Below are 22,744 nucleotides of genomic sequence, written 5' to 3' on the forward strand. Positions count from 1 at the left end.
TTCAGCAACGCCAAAAGAGTTATACAACTTGTGTGCAGACGTATCGCAAATAATAACTGCTCACCCACACATCTGAACCATTACCTGTTTTATTAATGAATCGGTGTTCTAGGAGATTGAGATGCACTTAACTCCTCAATTTTTTTTCGTGCATTCTCCAAATACTTTAGCTTTTTTTGCTTTTGATAAAGGTCTGCTGCTTTCTGATAATTCTCGATCGCTTCGTGCTTCTTTCCTTTGATAAGAGTTTGGGTAAAACCCATAGCATAGTAGGCATCAGCATTGTTAGAATCAATCGCGATCGCCTGTTTATAATCTTCGCTTGCCCGTTCGTGATTGCCCATACTGGAGTAGGCAATGCCTCTGTTAATGTAAGCATCAGCATTTTTACGATCTATCTCGATCGCCTGTTCATAATCTTTGATCGCCTGTTCGTGTTTTTTTTGAGTAGAGTAGGCAATACCTCTGTTAATGTAAGCGGCAGCATTTTTAGGAGCGATCCTATCAATCACCTGAGTGTAATCCTTAATAGCCAGAGCATATTGTTTCTGCCGGAAGTAAATAACCCCTCTATTGACATAAGCATCCGCTGTTTGTTCGGCATTATTAGAATCGGGATTTTCAATAATTTTGGTATATTTCGCAATCAGTTTTTTGTCAGGTTGTTCGCTTCCTCTTGTATAGTAGTCTTGTGCGATCGCCTGTAGGGCTGGAGAAAAATCTTCTGGAGTAAGGGTAGACGAAGATGGAGGAGAGTTTTGAGATGTAACTAAAGCTGGTACATCATCGCACAGATGGCGATCGCTCTCCTCTAAATTTAGGTTCTGATTTAGATACGGGAGCATCCAATTGCAAGCCCGTTGCATCAGTTCGTCAGATGATTGAATTGGCCACAATTTAACGCTACCATCACTCCCCACAGTCGTCAGTAATTTACCATCAGAACTTAAACTAATACTGTTAACAGCAGATTGTTGAGTTTGCCATGCTGCTAATGGTAATTGCCCTTTAGGGTCTTGCAAATTCCACAATAGTATGCGACCTTTATCATCGCTGCTAATAATCCTTTGAGTGTCTGGGCTAAAAGTTACTGAGGTGATTTGAGGGCCATATATTTGAAATATTCTTTCCCATTTACCTTGTAAATTCCACAAACGAATAGTACCGTCTTCACCACCACTAACTATTTGCTTGTCATCTGAACTAAACGCCACACTATTGACATCGCCCAAATGAGCTTTAAATGGTTTGCCCAAGGGTTTACCTTGCAAGTTCCACAAACGAATAGTACCGTCAGTGCCATCATTACCACCACTAACTATTTGCTTGTCATCTGAACTAAACGCCACACTCTTAACAGCACCTAAATGAGCTTTAAATGGTTTGCCCAAGGGTTTACCTTGCAAGTTCCACAAACGAATAGTACCGTCCTCACCACCACTAACTATTTGCTTGTCATCTGAACTAAATGCCACACTCTTAACAGCACCTAAATGAGCTTTAAATGGTTCGCCCAAAGGTTTACCTTGCAAGTTCCAAAAACGAATAATACCGTCTTCACCGCCACTAACTATTTTCTTACCATCCGTACTCAAACTAATCGCACTTAAATTAACACTGCTTGCATGCTTATTATGTTCAAACTTCTTTAATTCCCGACCCTGTAAATCCCAGATGCGAACCATCGTATCATCGCTGCTACTCGCTAATTGCCGACCATCTGGACTAAAACTCACACTTCTAACTGGCCCTTTATGACCGACAAATGTCTCCAATTCCTTACCTTGTAAACTCCAAACCTTAACAGTACCGTTTCCTCCTGCGCTAGCCAATCGCCTACCATCTAAGCTGAATACTATACTCCAGAGTTTGTCTTGTTGTGCATTCCATTCTTGAACGAACTCACCCTGTAAGTTCCACAGTCGCACAAAGCCGTCTTCTCCAGCACTAGCAAGTAGTTTACCATTTGGGCTAAAACTCAGACTGGTTGCAGGGCCTTTAGTACCTGCAATTTTTTTTAACTCCTGACCCTGAAAGTTCGACAAGCGTATAGTTCCATCATCTGACGCACTTGCTATTAGCTGACCATTCGGACTAAAACTAAGATTTTTGACTGGCTTCTGATGCCCTTTTAATTCTACTGATAACTGACCCTGCAAGTTCCACAAACGTGCAGTATTGTTATCTCCTGCGCTAACCACGAACTTACCATCACGGCTAAACTCAATCTCCCACAATTTACCTTGTTGTGCATTCCATTCTGTAACTGACTCATCCCGTAAATTCCACAAACGCACAAATCCGTCATCTCCAGCAGTTGCAACTAGCTGGCCACTAGGGCTATATTTGATACTTCTTACCGAACCTTCGTGTTTTTCAAATCTCTGCAATTCCTTACCCTGCAAATTCCACAAGCGGGCTGTACCGTCATCTCCACCGGTAGCCAATTGCTCGCCATCTGGGCTAAAAACCACACTTCTAACGGGGCGATCGTAACCTTCCAAGCGGTTGCGTTCTCTGACTGTATAAACTGCTCGTTGTAGGGTTCCTTCGATTTCTTTCTGTAGCAGAGGACTGGGTGGGTAAATCTGTAAAAGTGGTTTTTTAAGAGTATTTCCTGCTTGCAAAATCTCAATCATTCCATCTAAAGATTGATTATCATCCAAGTTTATTTCTGCCGATTCTCTGAATGTACTCGCTTCTCTTATCTGTGAGATTCTCAGAAAAAATAAAAGCCCAAGAGTCAAACCGCTTAAACCCAGAATTACGGTAATAAGAAACCGCCACCGCCAACTTACGTTCCGACGTTTTTGCAAAACGCTACGCCCGACAAACTCAGCTTCTAACTTGTTGAACCAATTTTGCTCAAAGTTGAGTTGCTCATTTAAGACATCAAGATAAGGGTTAGCATTCCAAAGAAATTCTGCGGGTTTTTCTTTTGAAGACTTTTGCTGATGAGATTGCGATCGCTTCCACAGTCGGATCAACTCGGTACTAGTTTTGCTAAGTAAGTTTTCAACGGTGTAGAGTTGGCGATCCAACCAATCAATCGCAGGTTCAATCTTGGCTGTAAAACCGGATGCTTGTTCCTTGGTTTTAACACTTTGCCACTCCACCGCAGCTGGTGTCAGTCGCCGTTGTAAAATTAAACTTTCTTCCTCATCTTGTTTCCACAGCAGCAGCTTTTGCCAACCTCGTACTAAAGCATCATGGGCTGGTTCCACATAGGGTTTACCCTCAGCGTCTTGCCCTTCCACCACCAGACGCGCATCTGTAAAACGCCGAATTATCTCTTTGATGCGGGTATTTTCGGGTTCGGGATACTCTAGTTCGGATAAAGGCACCCGTCTACGCGCCAATTCTGGGCTACCCACTGCCACCATCCGCAGCATCACTTTACGGATAGTACGAGCATACGCCGTATTTTTTTTAACTAATTCATCATATTCATGGTCTGCTCTTTGAGTGAGACTGCGGCTTACTCCTCCCAATTGTTCGTAATCTGTTTGGGTAATTGCCCGGTCGTTTCTTGCTCCTTCTCTAAAACTCTTTAGGTACTTCAAATACAATTCGCTTAAGGTAAAAGAAAGTAACGGTAACGCCCCTGGCATCTGGGCTACTTCATCAATTAACTGTTCTACTAAACTGTGCGGCTCAAAATACATTACCCGCGCTGAGGCTGGTTCCTCGATGCAAGCGCGTAATTCCTCCCGCGTCATTGCTGGAACAATAAACCGAGATGAATACCAATATGGTTCTAAGGCAGAGTTGGACAATTGAGGTTCAAAATCACTGCGTAGTGTCAGTACAACTCGTAAGTTGTCTGAATTATTAGCTACTAATACAGCAAATAGCTTGAGAAAGTCTTCCCGCTCTTGCTCGTTGCAACATAAAGTAAACAATTCTTCTGCCTGGTCAATAACTAGCATTAATTTTGACTGAGGATTTTGCTGTAACCAATTAACAACATGAGCTTCTGTATTAAGCAGTAAATGATCTGTAAATAATGTCTGATTTAAAGTATTGTATAAAGCCTTTAATGGTGACTCTCCCGGACGTATCGGTTCGAGAATATGCCATTGCTGTCCCCTGTTGCTTTTTATATAAGGTATCAATCCCGCTTTCACCAAACTGGATTTTCCGGTTCCCGAAGCACCTAACACTACTGTTAATGGTTGTTTGCAAACTTGTTGATACAATTGTTCTATTAAAGCTTGTCTGCCGAAAAATAGTTGACTGTGTTCCTCTTCAAAAGCTTGTAAACCACGATAGGGATTTTTTGACTCGTCTAAAGGTGGTGCTGGTGGTAGATTTAGTTCGTGACCGGGAGAAAGAAAGATATACTCGCCTTTATCGTGTTTGTTTAAACTCCAAATACCAGGCGTTTGGCGCTGACGGTATTGTTCTGTAGGAATTTCGACTCTATCCCGTAAATATAAATATAGTTCCGTAGCAGTAATCACCCCATCTCCCCTAGATTTACCTGGTTGAGGGGGAGGATAGATATCTGCTGCACCTTCGAGGGCTTCTAATAACGCACTTGCAAAAGGCGAATGATTACCGACTTGACCGCGTTGGGTATCTAAATTAAAGTTATCTAATGCTTTTTGATCGGAAGCTGAAGAAGTAATTATTTGCCATGCTGGGTCTGTAATAAAACGGTCATAACGTTCTTTGTGGATGACTTCTGGTGTAGTTAATAAATCCCTCGTACTCGACCACCGGAAAGCGCCAGCAAAACAGCAATCGAGAATTCCCAAAAAATGACGACAAGGTAATTTACTTAAAGCATCGTGTAACTTCGTCATCGGCAGATAACTATCAGTATCGCCCCCTTTTGCATCTTGAGGAATTAAATAACCAGCAGGCCCATCATCGCCGTTGAGGGCGACTCCATGACCAGCAAAGTAAAATAACAAGCGGTCATTTTCAATAACTTGTTCTGGTAATGTTTTTTCTAAAAGTTGATTTAGGTTAGCCAGGGTTGCAACTTCGTCTAAACATACCCATACTTGGTAATTATGGTGTTTGCGGAGAATTTCTACTAGTTTTTTGGCATCGTTAACAGCGGTTTTTAGGGGGGAAATGCCGTTACTGTAGTTATTGATGCCAATGATAAATGCCAGGTTGCGTTCAAATCCATTCTTAGCGATCGCTTCTGTTTCGCTAAATATTTTATCTTCAGTGATATTCACAATACACCTCCGATTTTGATGTATTTTTTGTACTAGTTATTGTTGGTGCGTGACGCCATAGATTATTGATTTGGGATCATATATTTTCGTTGCGTTACACACCCTACGTTCTTTACTAGAAGAAGCAGCGCTAATGCGGTTAATCCTTCTTGATCGCTGAAGTAACTGATGTGTCGGAACCAACTTGATGAATTTAAGGTTGGGGAATGCGATCGCTATTGACGCTTGTGATACTCTTGACGCTTACATCTGTATCATTAGGTTGAGCGAAGAATACCAAATCTACTTTAAACGTTAATGCTATATTGCTCGAAATGTTCTGGAAACTTCAACAGCATTAACACCTTTAACTTGAGAAAGTGCATCCATTTGTGTCGATTCGACTGAGCCAGTAATTACTCCAAGTATTGGCATAATATTTTCTACATTCATGCCAACTGCTTGTAAATCTGCAACTACTTCCAGAATTTTGTCTGCATATTCATCATCTACGGAAACAGAAATATTCACATTAGACATGATGAATCTCCTCTGTTTGATCTAAAAAGCGCGTATGGGTACGGTATCATGCCATACCCCTACATTTATTATCTGTGTCCGGTGTGTCCGCTGTATTGTATTACTGAACGGGAGCTTGAGCTAGTCCAATACCGACATCTCGTGAGGGTAAATTTAAACGTAGAGCATTTTGAGTGAGTACGCTCCACAGTTCTCGTCCTCTCAATCCGGTAGTTTGAGCGTGCAGTGCAGCAATACCCGCGACGTGTGGTGTCGCCATACTTGTTCCAGCATAACGGTCATACTGCTTTGGCATGGGAACGCTAGAATAAACGTCTACCCCTGGAGCTGCAATATCAACTTGTCCGCCTTCTGCATCTGTTCCACCACAAGAAAAATCAGCAACTTGCAGTTTAGAGTCTAAAGCTGCAACTGCCATGATGGAGGGACAGTTAGCTGGGCTTGCGACGGGTTTAATTATTCCACGAGCGCGATCACTTTCATTACCAGCGGCGGCGATTACTAGAGTACCTCTGCCGAGTATTCTTTTGGCAACAGTTTCATAGAACTCAGAGAAGGGTTCGCCTGGTTCAGTAGCAGAGCCAAGGGACATAGAAATAATATGACAACCGCTAGCAAGTGCCCATTCCATACCTGCAAGAATCCAAGCACCATTACCAAAGCCTAAATTTCCAAGCACTTTTCCTACATAAATTTCTGCTTCATGAGCAACTCCATAGCGGGGTGATTTGCTTGGTTTTAATCCGCCGCAAGCTGTACCCGCACAATGAGTACCATGTCCGAGTACATCCTGTACATCTTCATCGGGAACAAAGGACTTGCTGACAATTGTCCGTCCTTGAAAATCAGGGTGTTTTAGATCTAAACCTGTATCTAGAATTGCTACCTTCATGCCTGCACCAGTAGCATCAGAATCAACTACACCTGTTGCCTGTAATCCCCAGGTATATTCAGATTCATCCAATTGTGTTGATGTTGCAGTATCTTTTAAATTGACAATTGGATAAAAGAATCTTTCTGGTTCAATCGCTAAAATTGGACTATCGGTAAGACTTCTGGTGCTTGTGCTCAACTCTTCTGGTGCAGCATCAACAACAGCAACACCTAAATTTTCAAAACTTACGATACTATCTACACTTCTAGTAGCAACACGCTCTCTTAGCATTTGTATGTCTTGTGCTACTGCGCCTTGGCGTAACAAAACTAAACTTCTACCTGTAAAACGAGGTCTATCAGCAATAGACATTTTCTACTCTCCTTGTAATCAAGTTAAAATCAGAATTCAAAACACTTGTTAGTCTAAGAATGCAGTATGTTTTTTGCATTCTGACTTTAGATAATTGCAGAATTTTTAACTTATGCAGTTGGGTTAATCACTTTATAAAAGACTCTACAAAAGTCAAAAAAATACAGGTGAATATCGGAATATTAATTCCGGATTTACCTGTGGTAGCAAGCGCTTAGGTCAGTATTAAATAGCGATCGCTTCTCTTTGAGAGATGGAAACCAACATACGATCCGCGTAGGAATTCTCACTCTTTTTCAATTATGCTGATTGTTGGTGCGTGATTACGCTATATAGATTATTGATTTGAGATAATATAATTTTGTTGCGTCACTTACCCTACAAGAAAAATTTATTAATTGCGAAGCTGAATTTGCTGTTGATTAGAAGGTTTTACATTTAGCGACTGCTGCGATATAAACCAGCCTGTCATTATTGATGTAAATCCTAAGAATGCAATTATCAAACTCATTAACCATGCCCTACTATTTCCAGTATTATTGTCTGCTCTACCTGTACCAGGAGGCACAGATACAATCTGGATGGGTTTGTCTTGAGTTCCCATCAACGCCGTAGCAAGTGCGGTTAATCCTTCTTGATCGCTGAAGTAACTGATGTGATCGGAACCAACTTGATGAATTTGAGGTTGGGGTGTGCGATCGCTATTCACGCTTGTGATACTCTTGACACTTACAGCTGTATCATTAGGTTGAGAAAAAAATAATAAACCTATTGATTGATTTCGCAGTTTTTGCATTAGTCGCTGCAATTTCTCCTTTTCAATCGTTGCAGATAGGATTGAGTTATCGCCAGCAATTATAGAATAGGCAATACCGGGGTCTGGACTCGTAGCCAAGGATTTAAGAAAATCTGACCCTATTCGCATTTGATCTAGTGAAATGTCAATAGTTTCAACAGCAGCAATCAAACTACCCAATATCTTCACGGGTAAAGCGGCTGTAGATAAGCTATTTAACCCAAGTGTTATTAACATTATTGCCCAATCTTCTACTCTAGCCCAAGGCGAACCACCGTTTGGCGTACCTAACATAATCAAATGATTGACGATTTGGTTCCCACCTTCGCGTTCGATAAACCAACGAGATATTAAACCACCCATCGAGTGCGCGACTATTTGCAGTTGCTTACCATGATTTTTACCCAAACCCACCGCTTCGAGGCGTTGTTTTAATAGTCTGGCGTTTTCCTCGATGGAAGTATGAAGATTTTCGTAGTCAAAGGAAAGAATCAAATCATACGCTTGGGCTAGTGATTTTTCTTGACCTTCTACTTCCAATTTTGCCCTTTGCATACAGGGTAGTAAACTTTCAGTTTCACCAGTAATACCGTGAATAAACAAGACTATTTTCTGTGCTTGCTTAACTCGTTGTTTAACTTGTTCTGTGTCTAATTCATAACTAACACTTTCATCTACTGCTACATTTGCTACTGCTAGATGCGGATAGGAATATTCTAATCCTAGTTTTTCACTTGCTATTTTTTGGAAGAAAATCCGCAAAGCACCTTTTAAATCGCGTTCTCCTTGGTTTTCCGGTTCTGGTAGACGTTCTAATCTAATTTCAGTTTTACCGTTGCAAGAATATCCAACTCCCAAGGGCAGATAAAATTCACCATCATAAGCAATTGGTAAAACTTTTTCTCCCGGTGCTAAGGGAGTATCAACAATTAATTTCAGGGGTTTTTCGCGGGTGACTGTTGGGATCGTTTCAGCATTTACATCCCTTAGTTCTAAAGCGTTTGAACCCGGTTCGATTGCCCGACTGCTAGTTAATACAAAGGGTTGACTGATTGTTTCGTTTTCCCGTAACAATGGTGGTAAATGATGATTGTCTAAATCTCTGGTAGATGGGGAAATATTTGTGAGGCGAGCGTTAGCTTGTAGGTGTGGATGAGCTTTTAATAATACTCCTGCACCGAGAGACACCCCATTTCCAGAGTTGGGTATGGGCGTAGTTTCTAGGGGTCTAATAGTTTTAATTACGATTTGAGAAGTCACCCAATCATCGTATTCTTGTGCTTCATCATCAAGGATTAAATCACGCTCTTGCAGGCAATTCATTAAACGATTGAGAGTACTTGTCTGCGAAGTGCGGTGAGTATATTTTTGACGCGGTAAATCGAGTTTATCCTGTTCTAGAAGCGTAGCGTCAAATTCTGAGGTGCAAACAATAAGTTTCAAGATATCTTGACATTCAGTGATTCCCTGTTCCCATAAATCTTGGGGAACGCTAGCCTGAATCGATTTTTTACCTAGCGCCCAAGCTTGTTGGTTTGGTTCAAGTTTGACACAACCAGTTTCAAAAAAGCCCGCATTAATCGCAAATTGTTCGGTTAAATCCAGCAACGCACAATAGAGGGTTTCATCGCTAGTATTTTTGAGCTTAACTTTAAAAGCAGGTTTGTTCCATTTACCACTATCATCTTGATAGTAATTGAGGTGGATTTCACCATTAGACAAGACTTTATCGCCTTGATAAATTTCCATTACAATCGCATCAGGGCGAATGCGACTATTCGCAGGGCTGGAAAGTTCGCTCAGATTTGTCCACCGGGTAATATGTTCGAGTCGTTGAATTACTTTAATGGCGCTATCTTTGGTATAGTCTTGAATTTGATTAACTATTGGTAAACCATCAGCAGGTCGAGTAATGATATATTCTCCGTTACAAGCCAATATCTTAAATTCTGCTTTTTCGCTATCGTTAACTTCTCGCACGTATAGCGAAGGTTGATGATTATCTGTAATGGTTTGTAATGCTTGTTGTAATAGTTGCACGCCTTCTGTGTCGCCTGCAAAGCGTACACTTTTGGGCGGTAAAGGCAAGCTGGTAATGACGGCTTTAAAAGTTTGTTCTTGATTTAAGTTGGTAACACTGCTAATTGTGACTTGACTCAATTGCGGTAAAACTTCCGTTACTTGGGCTACTCCGATTTTATTGGCTAGTTTTCGCAAATCTTGTCCTTGAGTTTCAATCGAGAAAAGAGCCAAATGCATAGTTTCGGAACCATCCCGACGAGGTACCCCATGTACCGCACCACCATCAATTACCCAACCATATTGTTTGTGATATGAAACAGTATAGTAGGGATGGCGATCGCTAATTGCACCACCTAAAAAGAATTGGTCTAAATCTCTTGTATTGATTGCTTCTAATTGCGGAGATTGTTGTTTAATTTTACTGCTTACTAAAGCATTAGTTCGTTTAAATAAATCTCGATAAGTTAGATTTCCCTGGGTTTGCTTAAGAGTTTGCGTCAAAAAGTAACAAAATGCTCCCCGGTGTTCGCCATCTGCATAATATTCTTTGGCGGTTTCCGAATTTTGACAAGATGCAAACAAAATATGTTGTCCTCTGGGTAAGTTCCAACCAGAAGCTTGTCGAGCTGATGATATTAAATTTTGAATCTCTTGGGGTGAAAAAATAAAACTATCTAAAGGACGCGATCGCTCATCAATCGTATATTCACGGACTGCGGTTTCCTGGAGTGGTTCTCTAGTTCCCGAACCAGAATGACAGCAATCAAAAATCAGGGTAATGTGGGGATTTTTTTGAGCAACTTCTGAAATTAACTTGGCTAATTCCTTATCTGCTAAATCCCAACCTCCTGGAAGACGACTGTCATAACAAACTAGGGTTTCATTCAATCTATCTGGTTCCAAATGCCAAAATTCTGGTGGTGCTGGCTCTCGCGAACCATGACCACTGTAATAAAATAATGCTACATCGTTGCTATCTGCCTGACACAAAGAAGAGCGAAAACTCTCAATAATTGCTTGGCGCGTTGCTTGCTCATCTTTAAGAATTTTTAAATGTAAATTCCATCCTTCTGTTTTCACCCGTGCTCGCAAATATTCTTCTATCGCTATGACATCATTAATGCAACCTTTGAGAGGACTAACAGGTGCGGGATAGTTGTCGATACCTACTAGTAATGCATAAATGTTGCTATTCATAACTATGTATCTCCTATAGTTAAATTGTTATAGAAATTGCGCGATTGAACTTATGCAGTATGTCGATGTCTGCGACAATGTGCAGTGTGCAATAGACATCGACCGAATTTAAATATGCGTTCTCCAGAAACCTTGTAGAGTTGTAGCTTGGATATAGAAACGGGAAAATGTCACCACTGTCGTCAGTAGTCTGAAAAAGATGAATTTATGCGATCGCTATTGTTCCACCAGCAACCTATTTTGCAGTGCTATATCTGTATAAAGAACCGGGAGATAAACCATTACATGCTTTGGGTGCAGAACTGTGGCTTCTGAGAAGAAAGCGTTTTACGTCTCAACAGCAGTTAAATAATGCTTGGGTAGTAGCTGGTCTGGTTGGTACTTTTAAACTTTTATTTATTCTTAATTAGTTGAATCCGCTCTAAACGTTTGAAGATACGAGTGATTAATTTTTCTCCCTCTATTGGTTTGCTGATACAATCATCTGCGCCAACTGCAAATATCCGATCAACAGTATCTGCTGCGACGTGGGCAGTAAGAAACAGTACTGGCAGTTTGCTCCAGTAAGGGTCATTACGTACCACTTGACATAATTCAATTCCATTTACATGAGGCATTTTTACATCTAGCACCAGTAAATCAGGGGAAAACTCTGTCAGGATTTCCCAGAAGCGACGCGGATCTTCAAGAGTTGTCAGCTTAATTCCCCATGTTTCTAGTAAATTCCGTATTACACTTAGCACCTGTGGGTCGTCATCTACAACCATTACTCTGGCTTCAGGAACACCTATTGGTTGCAATGCTTGGGTAACTAGCTCTAAGAGTTGTTTCGCAGGCATAGACTTGTATAAAAAACTATGTCCACCCGCTCGCGCTACTTCTAAACGGTCAGCAAAATTACTTCGGTTAGTGAAAACTAGTACTGGTATTGGCGGTGTTCGGTTCGACAATTCTGTTAACAACTTCAAACTATCTTTAACCCCATCAGAACAATCAAGGTCGAGTAGCACCACATCAGGACTTGAGGATTCTATTACACTCCTAGCATCAGCAGTATTAATAGCAATATCTATATGCATTCCCTGTGTCGCAGCTTCTTTGACTAACTGCTCAACTAGTTGGCGATCGCTGCTCACTATCAACAGCACCTTATGCCATTGCTCGCTCAAGATTTGCTCATCAGAGGTTAATTCATTCGGAGTTTGTTCTAGCTCCCGTTGTAACTCCTTCACGAGTTCACAAAAATATTGAGACTGAACTTGATTAATTGGCGTTTGACTGTGAAGTATACTCTCTATTTTTTCAGCCAATAGCGATCCATGAACAAAACCAAAACTTCCCAACGAACCCGCCAGCTTGTGAGCTTCTTGCTCTGCGTTTTGTTGCAGCCCAAAGTTCAGCTTACCTTCTATAAGAGCATTACTTGCTTGCTCTAGCACGGCGATGCGTGAACCAACTTTAGCTTGAAAATCTTTCCGTGCTTCGGCAACAGCTGCCGAAAAAAGTTCTTGCTGCGTTGGAGTTGACTCTTTTTTGCTTACCTGAGACTTTTGCTTTTTGGCATTAGACTTGAGGCGATAGCCCAATCCATAAACCGTTTCTATAAAATTATAGGGTGCGCCTGCTGCTTTGAGTTTCTGCCGCAAACTTTTAATGTGAGATTTAATAGTGTCATCTGCTGGTGGATCTGTATCCGCACCCCAAAGGTGATCTACAATCGCGCTGCGGCTAAAAGTACGTTGGTTATTGCGTAAAAAAAGCTCCAAAATACTATATTCTTTGGCTGTTATATGCAAAACTTTGCCTGCATAAGTCACCTCACAACTACTGGGATCAAGGCGCAAGCTTCCCCATTCTAAAACCGGAGGTAAGGAAGAATTTCCCCGACGTCCTAAGGCGCGAATGCGAGCTGATAACTCCCCAAAATCAAAGGGTTTAACAACATAGTCATCTGCCCCGGCATCTAAACCCATAACTTTATCAGTTCTACTATCTTTTGCCGTTAGCAGTAGAATTGGCATCTGATAGCCTTCTTGTCGTAGTTGCCGACAAAAGCTAATACCATCTAACTTGGGTAAGATGACATCTAACAAAATTAAGTCATAGTTGCAAACAGTCACCAACTCCCAACCAGCTTCACCATCAGCAGCAATATCCACTACATAATTTTGCCTGCTCAGAACAGCCGCCACCGCTTGAGCAAGCGAATCATCATCCTCCACCAAAAGAATTCTCATGAAAAATGTTTACTTGCAGAAGTAACCTAATAGCGAATGCTAGTTTGTACAAATTTATTTTGCCTGGATTAGAGCTAGAAAAAATCTATCAAAGGCAATGCCTAGCCAAAGGGTTCACATTGATCAACTATCCTTGAATGGTGCAATAGTAATCTCAGCGTGTAGTTAATCGCTATTGAGGTAAACTTAGATAGCCAAGAAGAGGTGTTAGCAACAGAGATAAAATCGTGACTAAGGCAAAACATATTTTTACTATTACAAGTTAAAGCTTACTGATAATTCCTCCACTAGTTTTCCACTTTTTAGGTTTAACCTAGAAATAAAATAATTCATAACAAGTTACGATTTTAATGTAATTGTTATGCTCATTAGCCAGCATGAAGCACATACCGAGAAAGTATCTTGGTTTGTAAGTTTGGTTTGATTTATAAAATCAATACATAATGACTGAAATATTTCATAGTCAATTGAGTAGATAATTTTATTTCAGAAAAATTTACAGAAAGAAATTATTTATATATTCGCGATCGCGTCACATAAGAGTACACAGCCCTAGTCAGTCGAACCGGACAATGTGCAGTTTCAACGAAATTGGAGGTAATGATGCTTAGGACTGTTCCAAGACATTGGTTCACCTGGAACTGTGAGGTTATTGAGGATGACATATCAGTCGCAGAAATCCAGTTTGCTGCCTGGACAAATACTGGGGAACTGCTCGTTGAAGGCGATCGCTACCAAGTCCGTCGGGAATCTTCTTTCAGCGGCAACTTCTTTTTAGAGAAGGATGGCACTCGCCTGCTCAAGGCAGTAAAAACTTCTCCATTTCGCGTGTTTTGGGTTTACTACGCAGATAGAGAGTATGAATTGAAAGCCAAATCATCCTGGAAACGAACATTTCTTTTGCTCTCACAAGCAGAAACGATTGGGGTAGTCCGACCCGAACATGCTTGGACACGGCGAGCGATCGTTGATTTACCAGACAATTTTCCCCTGGTCGTTCGACTGTTTATGGTTTGGTTGGTACTGTCAAGTTGGAAACAGGAATGGAATGCGACAAGTGCTGTCTCCGCAAGTGGAGCATCCTGATACATGCAGTGATGAAGTCTTTATGGAGTGAACAATGCTATGAAGCGCATTGAATCAAACCTGAAAACGTGGTTAATTCTCACTGTAGTAACTTTTTTGACGCTGATTGCCGTTTTCCTGGGACTGCCAGCACTTTTGGTCATTCTACGCGTACCCTCATTTGAAATTGGCAATAGTGTGCTGTGGATTTTGCGTTGGCAGAATGATGCAAGTGGATCTGGCATCCGATTCAATCTGGTGGCCTTGTTAGTCATTGCCATTATTGTTGGCTCGCTTGGACTACTCGTGAAGTCACGGGGCAGGTAACAAAACATGATACGCCCTCCGAATTTAGACGATCAACCTGAAACTATTTCTCATCAACATTTACGGCTACTTCTATTCATAGCAATTGTGGGAGGTGTAGAAGTAGGATTCGACCTAAAATGCTAACACTTGCCAGCGTCGGCTTTTGTATGTAATTATATTACGACTGCAAAATATATCATCAAACCAACAATGGAGCAGCTGCAAACTGAACTCCATAAAGCTACAACACTTCTCGATCGCCCAAAACTTCAAGCTGAGTATCAAGCTCAAAATGAATTCTTGGTGGTAGAAAACTTTTTGCCTCAGACTATCCTCGAACAGTTACTCGCTCTACTGCCATCTTTACAACCTGTCATTAACCGCAACTATATTCCCAACCATAAAAAGGGCGGTAGTATCAGCAAATTCAGTCTAGATAACCTGGCTCCGGCTTTTGGCGAGTTGTATCGACTGCCTGCCTTAACCGAATTCTTAAAGCAAATCACAGCAGAAGAACTTCTTTTCTGTCCTGATAGTGATCCCCACGCTTACGCTTTGTACTACTATACAGAACTTGGTGATCACATCCAGTATCACTACGATACCTCTTATTATCAAGGAAAACGCTACACAGTGTTGCTCGGCTTGGTCGATCGCTCGACAAGCAAGTTGGAATATCAACTTTACCGCGATATACCTAATCGGGAGACACAGACGCGATCGCGAGCATTAACTCCAGGTACGCTTGTATTATTTAACGGCGATAAACTATACCATCGAGTCACACCTCTAGGTAATAATGAAGAGCGCATTGTCCTAACTTTAGAATATGTCACCGATACTCGCATGAGTACGCTAAATCGTTTTGTCTCCAATATGAAAGATGCGATCGCCTATTTTGGTTTTCGTCAGGTGTTTCGCTCTTCATAAGAAATTAAGCTAGAGATTAAAACAAAACGCGCAGAATTTATTACTTGTGGAAGATGACAATAAATTTAATACAGTATTAAATCTCATTTGTTTGATTCAAAATACTGTCCAAATTATCGACTCAAGTATTAGCCATCCACCATTTTTGTATCCTATTCAATGGGAACTATTGAACCTGCTTGCTTGAGCATTTTCAATTTAACCATCATTCAGTTTCTGCTGCTAGTTCTTTGTCTAGTAGCTATTTGGTTTTATGCTTATGCAATTTATGCAGCGATCACATTTTTAAAACATCCCCATCCTGTTACTACAAATTTTTGCCCACCCATTACTGTTTTAAAGCCTCTTTGTGGCTTGGATGCCGATACTTACACAAATTTGGCTTCTTTTTGCCAACAGCAGTACCCAACCAATCAAATTATTTTTAGTGTTCGTGATTGGCAAGACTGTAGTATTGCTGTGGTGAAGCAAATTATCGATGACTTTCCTCAAATAGATATTCAGTTAGTAGTTAGCGATCACACCATTGGTACAAACTTGAAAGTCAGCAATTTAGCGAATGCTGTATCCTTTGCTAAATATGAATTTCTGCTGATTGCTGATAGTGATATCAAAGTCACGAATGACTATTTGCAACGAGTTATTCAACCTTTCCAAGCTAAGGAAGTAGGTGTCGTTACCTGTCTGTATCGTTCTTCAGCACAAGGATGGCTCACAATTTTGGAAGCCATTGGCACTGCGACTGATTTCCATGCAGGCGTTTTAGTAAGTAACAGACTAGAAGGTATGAAATTTGCCCTTGGCTCTACCATTGTGATTCGCAAACAAGTACTGGAAGAAATTGGGGGATTAGAGGCGATCGCAGATTATCTCGCAGACGATTTTCAACTTGGTTATCTCCCAGCCCAAGTCGGCTACAAAGTTTTACTTTCCGATTATGTAGTTGAACATATATTGGCAACCACCAAGTTAGTTGATTCCATCAATCGCCAAATTCGTTGGGCGCGCTGTGCGCGAATTTCTCGCCCTTGGGGTTATCTCGGATTGATTTTTACCTACGGCACCATCATCAGTATGTTACTACTAGTTACCACAGGAGAATCAATACTAGGCTGGATTGTCATGTTTATAACTTGGATGATGCGCTTAATCATGGGTTGGGTTGTAGGTGTGAAAATCCTCAACGATTCTGCTGCCAAAAAATTTCTGTGGCTTATCCCCATATGGGATCTGATTGACTTTGTAATTTGGTGCTATTGCTTGGTTGGCAATACAATTGAGTGGCGAGGACAGCGAATGCAATTAACTAAAGGTGGTAAATTAGTGGTGCCTGAACAGTTATTAGTAAAATTAGAAGAAAAGTTTTAAGGCTAAAAATATGATTGCAATTCTCCTTTTCTTCTAATATCTAGCGTAGCACAATGGAAAGAGCCACCAAAAGGTGCGAAATTGAGAAAAGAACACTTTATTGGTTCAAAACCCCAGTTTTTTAAAGCTTGGATCATAGACTCTTGTGATTTTTCTACAATCACTCTTTTCTCATCAAGCATTAATACATTTAAGCTGATCCATTTGCTGCACATGGATACGACAAATCCAGGAATAGGATCTGGTTCAGGTGCAATTAATATATCCCAAGATTTCAGAATCTTTGGTAACTTACTAACATTAATATATTCGGGATTAACTAATACTTTACCAGGTGCTAATGGCATAAAAGTGGTATCAATATGCATGGGAGTGCGGCATTCAGTTTCAATTTCGTGAATTTTGTATTTTTCGCCCAAATGCCTTTGTAACCAAGTAATTCCTAAGCTATTTGTAACATTACTTTTGAGTGCAAACATATCTTGACCGCAACGCACAAAATCTGCCGCATCAAAAACAGGTTCAAGTTCATTGATTACATATCGAATCGGTTCATCTTTTTTAGGTGGTATAAAGTTAGAGTCATAAAGTGAATCTAGTAATTGTGGCTTGGGAGCAGAAGTCCATTTTGCACCTTGTTTAAAGTATTCTTTGAATAGTGAGCGATAGGCATACATTTCAAAGTATCTTGAACGCCAAGACATTGGTGTTTCAATAATTTCATCTCCTATGACCAAAAAACCATCTCGTGGGCAAGCACTACAAAATCCTTTTGATTTCCAGTCAGGAGATTTATACCGAGCAGAAAAATTCGTTATCTCTGGACGTCGGACTATAATACCTTCTGATTTTAGAATATGAATAAATTCATCTAATTCTTTTTGAGCACGCTGAACAAGAAAATTAGGATAACGACGTCCTGCAAAAAACCGATATAGTTTGGCTGTAGTTTTAGGAATATTATGAGTCACACTTACGTGATATGAAGGAATTGTTGCTCCTTCTAATCGACCGACAATAACTTCCTCCAGTTTATCCCATTCATTGTAAGAATTTACAGGGCAAATTTGATTGGGACTACTATTTGTAGTTTCTGTCATAAATTTACCAGTAAGTTCGCAACATCTTACAATAATTTTATTTTCCTTAACCTAGTCATAAATCAGTAAAGCGAAATATGTTTTATCGAACATCTTGTACCATTTTCATTTGAAGACGCATAGAAAGAACCCCACTGCCTGCGGCACCTCCCCTTGGTAAGGGGAGGTTGGGAGGGGTCAAAATAATATGCAGCTTCACAGATAATTGGTATTAGGAAATTTCTTGTAGAATCCTACCTATGGATAGTTGTCAAATATAATTGCAACTTTATAAATATGCATGAAAGCGAGTTTTCTGACTGAATTAAAAAATCTTATAGATAAATGTGTTGACATAGAACATCTATGAGCATAATTTTTCCTTTCTTTTCTTTTACAGAGCATAATTAAGAATTTTGTCGCAGATATTAACAATTTAATAAAAACTTAGAGGATTCTATTTAGTTTTTTATTAATGATAAGAAGATACTATTCTAGTGCAAAATTAGCGGCTAATATATCTGACAAATGGTCTAGGATTGTATCTGTGATGTCTGATAATATGTATAAGCGTATATGAATATTTTGTTTAACTTTTTCAGAGTCTTTTAATATTCATAACTTGCGGAGAACACATACCAGTGAAGAAAACTTTGTTTTTCAGCCCTCCTTCCTTTGATGGGTTTGACGGTGGTGCAGGTTCCCGATATCAAGCCAAGCGTGAAATTACATCCTTCTGGTATCCTACGTGGCTGGCACAACCTGCTGCTCTTGTACCTAACAGTAAGCTTGTAGATGCGCCTCCACACAATCAAACTGTAGAAGATGTACTCGCAATTGCCAAAGAGTACGAGTTAATTATTATGCACACCAGCACACCTTCGTTACCTAATGATGTGAAGTGTGCTGAGGCAATCAAAGCTCAAAACCCCGATACAGTAATTGGTTTAATTGGAGCACACGTAGCAGTGTTGCCAGAGGAGACACTGCGTGAAAACCCAATCGTTGATTTTGTCTGTCGCCATGAATTTGATTACACCTGCAAAGAACTGGCAGTAGGCAAACCTTGGCAGGAAATTAAAGGTCTAAGCTATCGCGATCACAATGGTAATATACTCCACAACGAAGACCGTCCGTTAATTCACGATTGGGATTCTATGCCCAGCGTGTTGCCGATTTACGCCCGCGATCTGGATATTACAAAATACTTTATCGGCTACTTGCTGCATCCATACATTTCCTTTTACACTGGACGAGGCTGTCCGGCAAAATGCACTTTCTGTCTTTGGCCTCAGACAATAGGCGGACACTTGTATCGTCATAAAAGTCCCCAAGCGGTTGGGCGCGAGATGGAAGAAGCTAAAGCCATCTTTGGCGACAAAGTGCGGGAATATATGTTCGATGACGACACCTTTACAATTGATAAACAGCGGGCGATCGCCATTAGCGAACACATGAAGCGATTGAAGCTTACCTGGAGTTGCAATGCCCGCGCTAACTTAGATTACGATACTCTCAAACAATTGCGTGACAACGGCTTGCGCCTACTATTAGTAGGATTTGAATCGGGGAATCAGCAAATCTTAGACGGAATTAAAAAAGGTATCAAGCTTGAGGTAGCACGCAAGTTTATGGAGAACTGCCACAAACTTGGTATTACTGTACACGGCACATTTATTATTGGTTTGCCCAATGAAACTCAAGAAACTATAGAGGAAACGATTCGCTTTGCTTGCGATCTAAGTCCTCATACAATTCAAGTTTCGATTGCTGCTCCCTATCCTGGAACAGAACTCTATCGTCAAGCACAACAGCAGGGTTGGTTTAGTAACAATTCCCTAGTTGCCAACTCTGGAATTCAAATGTCTACGCTGCAATATCCCCATCTGTCTGCTGCTGAAATTGAAGATGCAGTTGAGGTGATGTACCGTCGCTTCTACTTTCGTCCGAGAGCCATTATTCCAATAGTAGGTGAAATGCTCAGTGATCCTCAAATGTTAGTACGTCGCCTACGTGAAGGACGTGAATTTTTCGCCTACCTCAAAGAGCGTCACACCAGAGCAACTACTCAAGCACAATCAGTGATTGGTTAGTGATTTTTACTTAGTTACAAATGACTCAGGAAAATGAAAATAGGAAGCAAAGAACACAAAGAACTCTTTTGCCACAGCTTCATTGAAAGTCATCTGGATTACCAGCCTGAGCGACTTTCTTGGCCAGAACTTGATACTGTCGCCCTCATAAGCCTCCGTAATATTCCCTTTTGGAAAGAGGCACTTAATACAGAGCAAGAAGCTGGAGTTATGGTGAATGCCTTTGCAGATACAATTAGTGATCCTTTATTAAAAGAAGCGATCGCTCTGCAAGGAATGGAAGAAAATCGCCACGGTAGACTAATTAATTTTCTCATCAATCATTACGAGATTGAGATTTCTCAACCTCCTGAGCCTGTACTTCCTGGTAATCTCAAAACCGCCTTCCTTGACTTTGGCTTTGGTGAATGCCTCGATTCTTTCTTAGCTTTTGGTTTATTCGGGCTTGCTCGTCGTTATGCAACTTACATCCCAGCAGCATTGTTTGAAATCTTTGATGCAGTTTTGCTTGAAGAAGCCCGTCATATTATGTTCTTCGTGAATTGGGTAACTTATCAGCAAATTCAGGAAGGTAAAAGCAATTGGTGGCGTGGAATTAACGCTTTGTGGCATTACAACAGAGCTCTGCAAGACAAGATTCAAGCTTTTACTGGTTCTAACGAAGAAAAACAAGAGGGTTTCACTGCCACTGGTGCTAGTAGTTTAATGGATAATTTAACCCCAGAACTATTATTATCCACTTGTTTGCAAGAAAATACCCGACGAATGAGCCTATTTGACAAACAATTACTACGCCCCCAACTAGTACCCAACCTTGCCAAAATTGCATTAAGCACTATCAAAATTATGCCCTGGCAAAAGTCAAACCCGACAACTCAATTATCAGAACCTTAAAAATAACAAACATATGCAGGCAAAGAAATTCGCCATAATCAATGGTGATGACTTTGGTTTCTCTAGTGGTGTCAATCAAGCAATTATCAAAGCCCATACAGAAGGTGTGTTGACTAGTACTAGTCTGATGGTGACTGCCGATGCTACTCATGAGGCAGTTGCCTTAGCACGCACTCACCCTAACTTGGCAGTTGGGCTGCATTTAGTGCTAGTGTGTGGACGATCTGCCCTCCCACCTCAGCAAATTCCTCACTTGGTTGATAAACAAGGTAACTTTTCAAAGAATTCACTACTAGCTGGGTTGCGCTATCAATTTGTCAGGAAAGCCCGCGAAGAACTACGGCAGGAAATCCACGCTCAACTAGAAAAATTCCGCTCTACTGGTTTGCCACTTTCCCATGTCGATGGGCATTTGCATATGCATATGCATCCCGTTGTACTGGGTATATTAGCTGACCTAGCAGCAGAGTTTAACATCAAAGCAATTCGTCTGCCATCTGAGGAACTAGGACTAAATTTAAAGCACAACCGTAGTCAGCTATTAACTAAACTAGTTTGGTCAGTAGTATTTGGTAGATTGCGTCGTTACGGTGAAAGATTGCTAGCATCTCAAGGTGTTAGCTTTACACCAAGAGTTTATGGGTTGCTACAAACTGGCAAGATCACAGAAAAATACTTGCTGGAATTAATACCCCAAATCCACGCAGATTTGGTAGAGATTTATTGCCATCCAGAGCGATCAGGAGTGGGTGAAGCAGAACTTGCGGCGTTATTAAGCAGTCGGGTACGTGAAGTATTTGCTAGTCATGGCTTTGAACTTACTAACTATTATTTTCTGTGCGATCGCATTGACTCAGATTAAGAACTAATTAATAAATTGTTAATAAACCTTGTATGCAGCTAGAGACTGTCATTGTAAAATTCTAAAATTCTTGATTTTCTAGTTCACTTGGTAACTTTCACAATGAAGGCATTAATATTAGCCGCTGGTGTTGGGCGACGCTTGGGAATAAACGGGCAAATCCAACCCAAATGCTTGCTGAATTTTAACGGCAAATCACTATTAGAGCGCCATTTGAACTATCTGCGCGATTTGCAGATAGACGAAGTAGCGATCGCTGTGGGTTACCAAGCTGAAAAAATCCAGGCTCAAATTCAAGCTCTAGGAGTAGAGAGTTGGGTTAGTAGTGTTTACAATCCTGATTACACCAAAGGAAGCATCATCAGTCTATGGACATTACGGGAATACCTTAAATCAGGCAATAATCTGTTATTGATGGATGCAGATGTTTTGTATGATCGCCGCATCTTAGAAAGATTGGTGAAAACAAATATTCCCAACTCTTTTTTGTTGGATCGAGATTTTGAACAAGGAGAAGAACCCGTCAAGCTTTGTGTTCAAGATGGTTACTTGGTAGAGTTTCGCAAACAAATTGCCCCAGATTTAATATATGACTTCGCAGGTGAATCTGTGGGATTCTTTCGGTTTGACAGTGAAGTTGCCCTGCGTCTTGCCGAGCGTGCGGAACACTATGTTGCAAACCAGCGACATGAAGAACCTTATGAAGAATTAATTCGGGATCTGCTTTTAGAAACTCCAGAAGCTTTTGGGTACGAAGATATCACCGGTTTATCTTGGCTCGAAATTGATTTTCCAGAGGATATTAAACGTGCCGAGAACGAGATTTTACCTCAGTTAGGGAACTTCTGAATAAAAAACACTCAACAACCTAACGCAACAAACCTCCGTATCTCAGTGTCTGGAGCGGTTTGTTTATTTGGATAATTTATTTC

15 protein-coding genes are annotated in these 22,744 nt (G+C 40.8%); 9 read left to right on the forward strand and 6 right to left on the reverse strand.

Annotation, left to right across the window (positions count from 1 at the left end; genetic code table 11):
* Positions 1-92: 92 nt before the first annotated feature.
* From U2718_RS22345 to U2718_RS22360, 4 genes are all read right to left on the reverse strand, one after another.
* Complete coding sequence (locus U2718_RS22345; protein ID WP_342002376.1) at positions 93-5,195, reverse strand: tetratricopeptide repeat protein; 5,103 nt, start codon at positions 5,193-5,195, stop codon at positions 93-95.
* 300 nt (positions 5,196-5,495) lie between these two features.
* Positions 5,496-5,714, reverse strand: coding sequence for a ketohydroxyglutarate aldolase (locus tag U2718_RS22350; RefSeq protein WP_342002377.1), 219 nt, complete (start codon positions 5,712-5,714; stop codon positions 5,496-5,498).
* Between the two features lie 100 nt (positions 5,715-5,814).
* Positions 5,815-6,960, reverse strand: a complete 1,146-nt coding sequence (locus tag U2718_RS22355; RefSeq protein ID WP_342002378.1) for a S8 family peptidase — start codon at positions 6,958-6,960, stop codon at positions 5,815-5,817.
* A 394-nt stretch (positions 6,961-7,354) separates the two neighbouring features.
* A complete protein-coding gene (locus U2718_RS22360; protein ID WP_342002379.1) occupies positions 7,355-10,975 on the reverse strand; it encodes a caspase family protein in 3,621 nt (1,206 codons plus the stop codon).
* Between the two features lie 245 nt (positions 10,976-11,220).
* Between U2718_RS22360 and U2718_RS22365 the strand changes: the two genes are divergently transcribed.
* Positions 11,221-11,385 carry a hypothetical protein gene (locus U2718_RS22365; protein WP_342002380.1) on the forward strand — a complete coding sequence of 55 codons (165 nt, stop codon included), beginning with the start codon at positions 11,221-11,223 and terminating at the stop codon, positions 11,383-11,385.
* Here the strand turns inward: U2718_RS22365 and U2718_RS22370 are convergent.
* Positions 11,368-13,212 (reverse strand): response regulator, encoded by a 1,845-nt coding sequence (locus U2718_RS22370; RefSeq protein WP_342002381.1) that lies wholly within the window; start codon positions 13,210-13,212, stop codon positions 11,368-11,370. The genes U2718_RS22365 and U2718_RS22370 overlap by 18 nt on opposite strands.
* A 603-nt stretch (positions 13,213-13,815) precedes the next feature.
* Between U2718_RS22370 and U2718_RS22375 the strand changes: the two genes are divergently transcribed.
* The 4 genes from U2718_RS22375 to hpnI all read left to right on the forward strand — a co-directional run bounded on the left by U2718_RS22375 (position 13,816) and on the right by hpnI (position 16,884).
* Entirely contained in the window at positions 13,816-14,298 is a 483-nt protein-coding gene (locus U2718_RS22375) for a hypothetical protein (RefSeq protein WP_342002382.1), read from the forward strand.
* Positions 14,299-14,337: 39 nt separating this feature from the next.
* A complete protein-coding gene (locus tag U2718_RS22380) occupies positions 14,338-14,604 on the forward strand; it encodes a hypothetical protein (RefSeq protein ID WP_342002383.1) in 267 nt (88 codons plus the stop codon).
* Positions 14,605-14,796: 192 nt separating this feature from the next.
* Positions 14,797-15,516 carry a 2OG-Fe(II) oxygenase gene (locus tag U2718_RS22385; protein WP_342002384.1) on the forward strand — a complete coding sequence of 240 codons (720 nt, stop codon included), beginning with the start codon at positions 14,797-14,799 and terminating at the stop codon, positions 15,514-15,516.
* Between the two features lie 159 nt (positions 15,517-15,675).
* Complete coding sequence (gene hpnI, locus U2718_RS22390; protein ID WP_342002385.1) at positions 15,676-16,884, forward strand: bacteriohopanetetrol glucosamine biosynthesis glycosyltransferase HpnI; 1,209 nt, start codon at positions 15,676-15,678, stop codon at positions 16,882-16,884.
* A gap of 2 nt (positions 16,885-16,886) precedes the next feature.
* Here the strand turns inward: hpnI and U2718_RS22395 are convergent, their stop codons facing one another.
* Positions 16,887-17,984 (reverse strand): amidinotransferase, encoded by a 1,098-nt coding sequence (locus U2718_RS22395; protein WP_342002386.1) that lies wholly within the window; start codon positions 17,982-17,984, stop codon positions 16,887-16,889.
* A 620-nt stretch (positions 17,985-18,604) separates the two neighbouring features.
* Between U2718_RS22395 and hpnJ the strand changes: the two genes are divergently transcribed.
* The 4 genes from hpnJ (at position 18,605) to U2718_RS22415 (ending at position 22,661) form a co-directional block, all read left to right on the forward strand.
* Positions 18,605-20,056 (forward strand): hopanoid biosynthesis associated radical SAM protein HpnJ, encoded by a 1,452-nt coding sequence (gene hpnJ / locus U2718_RS22400; protein ID WP_342002387.1) that lies wholly within the window; start codon positions 18,605-18,607, stop codon positions 20,054-20,056.
* 33 nt (positions 20,057-20,089) lie between these two features.
* Entirely contained in the window at positions 20,090-20,950 is an 861-nt protein-coding gene (locus U2718_RS22405; protein WP_342002388.1) for a ferritin-like domain-containing protein, read from the forward strand.
* A gap of 13 nt (positions 20,951-20,963) precedes the next feature.
* A complete protein-coding gene (gene hpnK, locus U2718_RS22410; RefSeq protein WP_342002389.1) occupies positions 20,964-21,812 on the forward strand; it encodes a hopanoid biosynthesis-associated protein HpnK in 849 nt (282 codons plus the stop codon).
* 102 nt (positions 21,813-21,914) lie between these two features.
* Positions 21,915-22,661 carry a phosphocholine cytidylyltransferase family protein gene (locus U2718_RS22415; RefSeq protein WP_342002390.1) on the forward strand — a complete coding sequence of 249 codons (747 nt, stop codon included), beginning with the start codon at positions 21,915-21,917 and terminating at the stop codon, positions 22,659-22,661.
* The last annotated feature ends 83 nt before the right edge of the window (positions 22,662-22,744 follow it).

It is taken from the genome of Chlorogloeopsis sp. ULAP02, from assembly GCF_038404745.2.
Taxonomy (GTDB): Bacteria; Cyanobacteriota; Cyanobacteriia; order Cyanobacteriales; family Nostocaceae; genus Chlorogloeopsis.

What these genes read in the sequence shown, in the direction of transcription:
- hpnI (WP_342002385.1), top strand. Translation starts at nt 15,676, where the DNA reads ATGGGAACTATTGAACCTGCTTGCTTGAGCATTTTCAATTTAACCATC.
- U2718_RS22360 (WP_342002379.1), bottom strand. Translation starts at nt 10,975, where the DNA reads ATGAATAGCAACATTTATGCATTACTAGTAGGTATCGACAACTATCCC.
- U2718_RS22370 (WP_342002381.1), bottom strand. Translation starts at nt 13,212, where the DNA reads ATGAGAATTCTTTTGGTGGAGGATGATGATTCGCTTGCTCAAGCGGTG.
- U2718_RS22385 (WP_342002384.1), top strand. Translation starts at nt 14,797, where the DNA reads ATGGAGCAGCTGCAAACTGAACTCCATAAAGCTACAACACTTCTCGAT.
- U2718_RS22395 (WP_342002386.1), bottom strand. Translation starts at nt 17,984, where the DNA reads ATGACAGAAACTACAAATAGTAGTCCCAATCAAATTTGCCCTGTAAAT.
- U2718_RS22380 (WP_342002383.1), top strand. Translation starts at nt 14,338, where the DNA reads ATGAAGCGCATTGAATCAAACCTGAAAACGTGGTTAATTCTCACTGTA.
- U2718_RS22355 (WP_342002378.1), bottom strand. Translation starts at nt 6,960, where the DNA reads ATGTCTATTGCTGATAGACCTCGTTTTACAGGTAGAAGTTTAGTTTTG.
- U2718_RS22405 (WP_342002388.1), top strand. Translation starts at nt 20,090, where the DNA reads ATGAAAATAGGAAGCAAAGAACACAAAGAACTCTTTTGCCACAGCTTC.
- U2718_RS22350 (WP_342002377.1), bottom strand. Translation starts at nt 5,714, where the DNA reads ATGTCTAATGTGAATATTTCTGTTTCCGTAGATGATGAATATGCAGAC.
- U2718_RS22375 (WP_342002382.1), top strand. Translation starts at nt 13,816, where the DNA reads ATGCTTAGGACTGTTCCAAGACATTGGTTCACCTGGAACTGTGAGGTT.
- U2718_RS22415 (WP_342002390.1), top strand. Translation starts at nt 21,915, where the DNA reads ATGAAGGCATTAATATTAGCCGCTGGTGTTGGGCGACGCTTGGGAATA.
- hpnK (WP_342002389.1), top strand. Translation starts at nt 20,964, where the DNA reads ATGCAGGCAAAGAAATTCGCCATAATCAATGGTGATGACTTTGGTTTC.